Genomic DNA, 3,906 nt, shown 5'->3' with positions numbered 1-3,906 from the left:
CCAGCAAGAACACGTAAGGGGTTCGTGACCACGTGCCGAACTCGCCCTTCATGCGCGCTGCAGCCGATGCAAACAGCATAGTCCCAGTGGCGCCATTTGCGATCGGACTCACGATCGAATGCGTCCTGTCGCTCCTTCTGAGGATCGACGTGCTTGCGGGGTGTATCGCTTCCCGCAGCACCGCCTGGAGCGATCTGCTGTGTCGGTTGCTGATGAGCCATACCCTGTGCGGCGCATGCCTGCGTGATCGCAAGGAGCGCGAGGGGGGCCAGCCAGTTTACGGCGTTCATGCAATTTCCATCCCATTCTGGGAGGCTCGAACCGAGCGGATTGGAGGCTTGCTATTCCACTGGCTCCGCCACTTTGAACATCCATTTAGGCTCGAGTTAGCAATCTTGTTATCGATTGTAACACATCGGCGACAACGCTGATGGATGGCGTAAGGAGGCATCGCGCCATTTGTAAATGTCGGATCCGTAGCTGTTTGCTATAAGTCCGTTATGGAAAAGGTCAGCGAGGTTATTTGTCTTTTCTAGTCCTTCCGGCAGGTTGAGCAAATAACCTTCTCGACCTCGTCAAGCTTTTTATCTTTTGCCGAACGTTTTTCCGGGCTTATGTGTGAAGTCGGACTCGCGGCACGGCTTGGCGGCTTGGTTTGGCCGACAGCTGTTGTGTTCGGTGCTTTTGCGGCATCGAGCGGTCCGGTACCTGTACCAGTGCGGTCAACCTGAGCTATAGCATAATTTGAGACGATGAGGCTGATAAACGCCAATGCTGTAATTATTCGTGCCATAATCATTATGATTCCCCTCATCGCTTGGTAGTATCACCTCTTATATAATTGGCATCTCTAGCTAGACGCGCCGCCCTCTGCCGAGCCATGTTCGTCTCCGCCACGGTTGCCAGTTCCTCGTAGGGAGGCATGGGAATGGACTGGCTCTGCCGCTTGGCGAACAGTGCTTCAGCTTGCTTCCACTCCTTACTCTGATGTTCGGACATCTTGTATTCCTTGATGGGAAGGCTGTGACGCTTTGAATGGTAGAGGCCCGGGGATCCCGGCCATTATAAGATTAACGCTCGAGGTTAATATTGATCTGTATAGCCACAAGCGCAGCAGACGCAACGAGCGCTGATACCAAGACCATCATGGGCGCATTGTCGAAGTCGTTTGCTAGGAGCGCTGAGATCGACCCAAAGGTGACGATGAAGCCACCCACTCCCATCGCGAGCCGTTCAACGTTCACTCCATTGAGCCCTTCGCCTGCACGTGCTCGATCAGTGCTCCACCGGCTGCTCAACGAACGAGCGGATCCCGTCCTTGGCTACCGCATGTTCGAAAGCCTCGAAGGCGTCCTCATCGTTCGCGAAGGTGCCGGTCCAGGCCGTGTGGCCGCCTTCGTGGTCGACGACCTCCAGGGTCCATTCGTCCGCGGTGCCGGCGAACCGGTAGATATGAACTTGCACCGTGACGCCGTCGCGGGTGACGCTGCCGCCGAGCGGAGAGTCCTCGATCTGGCGGTCAAAGATGCCGGCCATCGGTCGTTCCTTTGGTTCGCGCCCTCGGGATCCTCACGGTGCTGCACCTACCCCTGGCCGGGCGCGGTGGTATGCCAAAGATCCGGCACGTCCGCGTCGAGCCAGTCCGCCGCTGCTTTCAGGTTCGTGAACTTGTGCGTCTCACTTGTGAAAGGCGCCAGAAAGGGTGGGCTGTCGGCGAGTGGTTCGGCTGTCCAATCGCCTTCGTGCCCATCCCGCGACACATCGCGGACCAAACTGCCGACCACTTGGCCGTCGAGGATGAGGTTGAAACTGCCGGGGGCGAGGCGTTTGAGAGTGTAGGGCATCAACATCTCTCAGGGTGAAGGCGCGGTCAGGATCTAGCGTAGCGCTCACTTCAGGCGGCCCTTCGCCTTCAAGTGCTCGTTGCAGTCCAATTGGATCCAGCACAGAAAGGGCCTCAGCCTACGCGGCTTCCCCTGCACGATCATCGTCCGCCTGATCATGATCCGATCCGTCTGCTTCCTCGCTTTCCTGATCGTGGCTCTCAGGATCGTCGCTTCCTAGGTCCGCAACTTGAGTGCCTGAGCGATAGGAGTCGCCGTGACGCACCAATTCTCCGCTGGTTGCCATCACGCTAAGGTACGTGGCCAACGTGTTCGCAGCTACGTCATGCAAACGCTCCGTGATCTGCGCGTGAGATAGGCCCTGCGAACCGGCTTCCTCTAAGAGCGCCTTCAACCGACCCTTCGCGGAGTTAGCCCGAGGTCCACGAGGACCACGGGTAGCGCGAGGTTGATCATCGCTAGCGGCAGCACGGCGGCGCTTTGGCTGATCGTCAGTGTTCTCCTCCATCGGCGTGCCCTCGACGATCGATGCGAGCGACCGCTCTGCCAAGCGGAGCTTCGATAGCTCGCCACTCACCCGTTCAAACTCAGCTTCAAGAGCCTCGCGCTGGTGCCTCACGTTGGCCAGAGCTTGCGTGAGCGTGCTATCTTTTGTCATCGGTAGATCGACTTCTCTAATTTCGAACTGAGTTCCTGCAGGCGTAGTGGCTACACGCTCTAATCCGCGCCCTCAGGATCCTCACGATGCCGAACGTACCCCTGGCCCGTGAGCCAGTCGTCGACCGCTTTACGGATGGCGGCTGTTCGCGTCGGCTTAGGGTCAGGCTGATCAGCAATCCAGGCGTCGAGCGGACGGAGTTGATCGGGGAGCATTCGAACGCCAATCGTGTGGCCCGTGCCTGTCGTGGCCGGACGTCCACGTTTTTTCGCGCTAGCACTAATTGACAAGCCCATGATTTGACGCTAGCGTGAATGACGAGCCGGGACAAGGCTGGAACCCTTGCCACGGCTCTAACCCCACCACTCTGTTGAGGAGAGCGGCATGGCTAACCACGCCCATAGCACACACACGCCCTTATTACCCCAAGCTGGCGCTCCGTCGCCCTTATTACCCCGTGGGGCCGGCAAGCAGCCTGGCCCCGTCACCCTGGCCCTCCGCGCCATGCGGACAGCCGATCCCGACCAGGCCGCGCACGACGCCATCGAGACGATCCGCCGAGGCTTGGATCGCCACTTCTCTGAGGCTGACCATCGGCGCCTCAAGACGCTCTGCCGAAGCGTCGCAGATCGCATCGAGGCCGACCTCGCCTTGCTCGACATGCTTACGGGCGACGCGGACTTCGAAGACGACGACCGCGAGCACGACCCTGCAGAAGGCGGAATCGGCGATGCCGATGGCCTTCTGTGGCACAATCAGGTGCGCGTGGGGTTCTGTGCATCAGCGACCCTTCAGACCGCCGCGGGTTCCTTCACGACCTCGTCACGCTTCTGCTGATCGGCGGCGGCGTGACCCTCATCGGCAAGCCAACGCAAGCGGCCGAAAGCACCTCGATCCCCAGCGCCGAGAACTATGCGGCGTGACTGCACTACGAGCAGAGGGCGTTGCAGAACTTCCTCTATCCGGGGATCGGCGAAGGCTACATGATCCCGCAGACCAATCCCGGCGCGACGTTTCATTTTGACGATCACTTTGGGAACGAGAGCTGGTGGCAGCGGGTCGGCGCCGAGGCCATGGCGCGAGCCCCGGTCGTTCTGGCAACGGTCGGATGCGATTGGCGCGAGGTTCGCCGATGAGTAATCCGGCCGCATGGCAGGCCGTCGCCGAGCTAGAGGGCGACGTGGCTCGCTGGGGCTAAGTCGTCAGCACGATGGCCGAAGCGCATCACGGCTGAGAGCCCGTCTGATAACATCCGGCAGGGCCTGAGTGGCCGGGATGGCGGTGATTCCAGAAGGGTGCTGAAGCCTGATCTGGATGTACCATGTGGACCTCGACCACTCGCCGGCAGCATAGCCGTTCGCGCCTGCGCTACGAAACCGACCTGACCGATGCGGAATGGGCCGT

Annotated in this window: 7 protein-coding genes and 1 pseudogene; 3 read left to right on the top strand and 5 right to left on the bottom strand. The window is 60.0% G+C overall.

Annotated features, from left to right (window positions below):
• The 5 genes from MKK70_RS17855 to MKK70_RS17835 all read right to left on the bottom strand — a co-directional run.
• Positions 1 to 290: hypothetical protein (locus tag MKK70_RS17855; protein ID WP_243949218.1), on the bottom strand; the 290-nt coding region annotated here is incomplete at its 3' end.
• Between the two features lie 985 nt (positions 291 to 1,275).
• Positions 1,276 to 1,536: a hypothetical protein gene (locus MKK70_RS17850; RefSeq protein ID WP_243949217.1), complete on the bottom strand. Its 261-nt coding sequence runs from the start codon at positions 1,534 to 1,536 to the stop codon at positions 1,276 to 1,278.
• A gap of 47 nt (positions 1,537 to 1,583) precedes the next feature.
• Complete coding sequence (locus MKK70_RS17845) at positions 1,584 to 1,844, bottom strand: hypothetical protein (protein WP_243949216.1); 261 nt, start codon at positions 1,842 to 1,844, stop codon at positions 1,584 to 1,586.
• A 118-nt stretch (positions 1,845 to 1,962) separates the two neighbouring features.
• Positions 1,963 to 2,502 (bottom strand): hypothetical protein, encoded by a 540-nt coding sequence (locus MKK70_RS17840; RefSeq protein ID WP_243949215.1) that lies wholly within the window; start codon positions 2,500 to 2,502, stop codon positions 1,963 to 1,965.
• 450 nt (positions 2,503 to 2,952) lie between these two features.
• A complete protein-coding gene (locus tag MKK70_RS17835) occupies positions 2,953 to 3,255 on the bottom strand; it encodes a hypothetical protein (RefSeq protein WP_243949213.1) in 303 nt (100 codons plus the stop codon).
• Here MKK70_RS17835 and MKK70_RS17830 point away from each other — a divergent pair.
• From MKK70_RS17830 to MKK70_RS17820, 3 genes and pseudogenes are all read left to right on the top strand, one after another.
• Positions 3,249 to 3,425 carry a hypothetical protein gene (locus tag MKK70_RS17830; protein WP_243949211.1) on the top strand — a complete coding sequence of 59 codons (177 nt, stop codon included), beginning with the start codon at positions 3,249 to 3,251 and terminating at the stop codon, positions 3,423 to 3,425. The genes MKK70_RS17835 and MKK70_RS17830 overlap by 7 nt on opposite strands.
• A 21-nt stretch (positions 3,426 to 3,446) precedes the next feature.
• Positions 3,447 to 3,638: a hypothetical protein gene (locus MKK70_RS17825; RefSeq protein WP_243949210.1), complete on the top strand. Its 192-nt coding sequence runs from the start codon at positions 3,447 to 3,449 to the stop codon at positions 3,636 to 3,638.
• Positions 3,639 to 3,823: 185 nt separating this feature from the next.
• Positions 3,824 to 3,906 (top strand): annotated as a pseudogene (locus MKK70_RS17820) (IS5/IS1182 family transposase); the annotation flags it as partial.

The sequence above is a fragment of the Methylobacterium sp. E-041 genome, from assembly GCF_022829665.1.
In the GTDB taxonomy this organism is placed as follows: domain Bacteria; phylum Pseudomonadota; class Alphaproteobacteria; order Rhizobiales; family Beijerinckiaceae; genus Methylobacterium.
The sequence above is the reverse complement of the archived record's forward strand: the minus strand, read 5'-3'. Positions and strand labels throughout refer to the sequence as shown.

What these genes read in the sequence shown, in the direction of transcription:
- MKK70_RS17850 (WP_243949217.1), bottom strand. Translation starts at nt 1,536, where the DNA reads ATGGCCGGCATCTTTGACCGCCAGATCGAGGACTCTCCGCTCGGCGGC.
- MKK70_RS17845 (WP_243949216.1), bottom strand. Translation starts at nt 1,844, where the DNA reads ATGCCCTACACTCTCAAACGCCTCGCCCCCGGCAGTTTCAACCTCATC.
- MKK70_RS17840 (WP_243949215.1), bottom strand. Translation starts at nt 2,502, where the DNA reads ATGACAAAAGATAGCACGCTCACGCAAGCTCTGGCCAACGTGAGGCAC.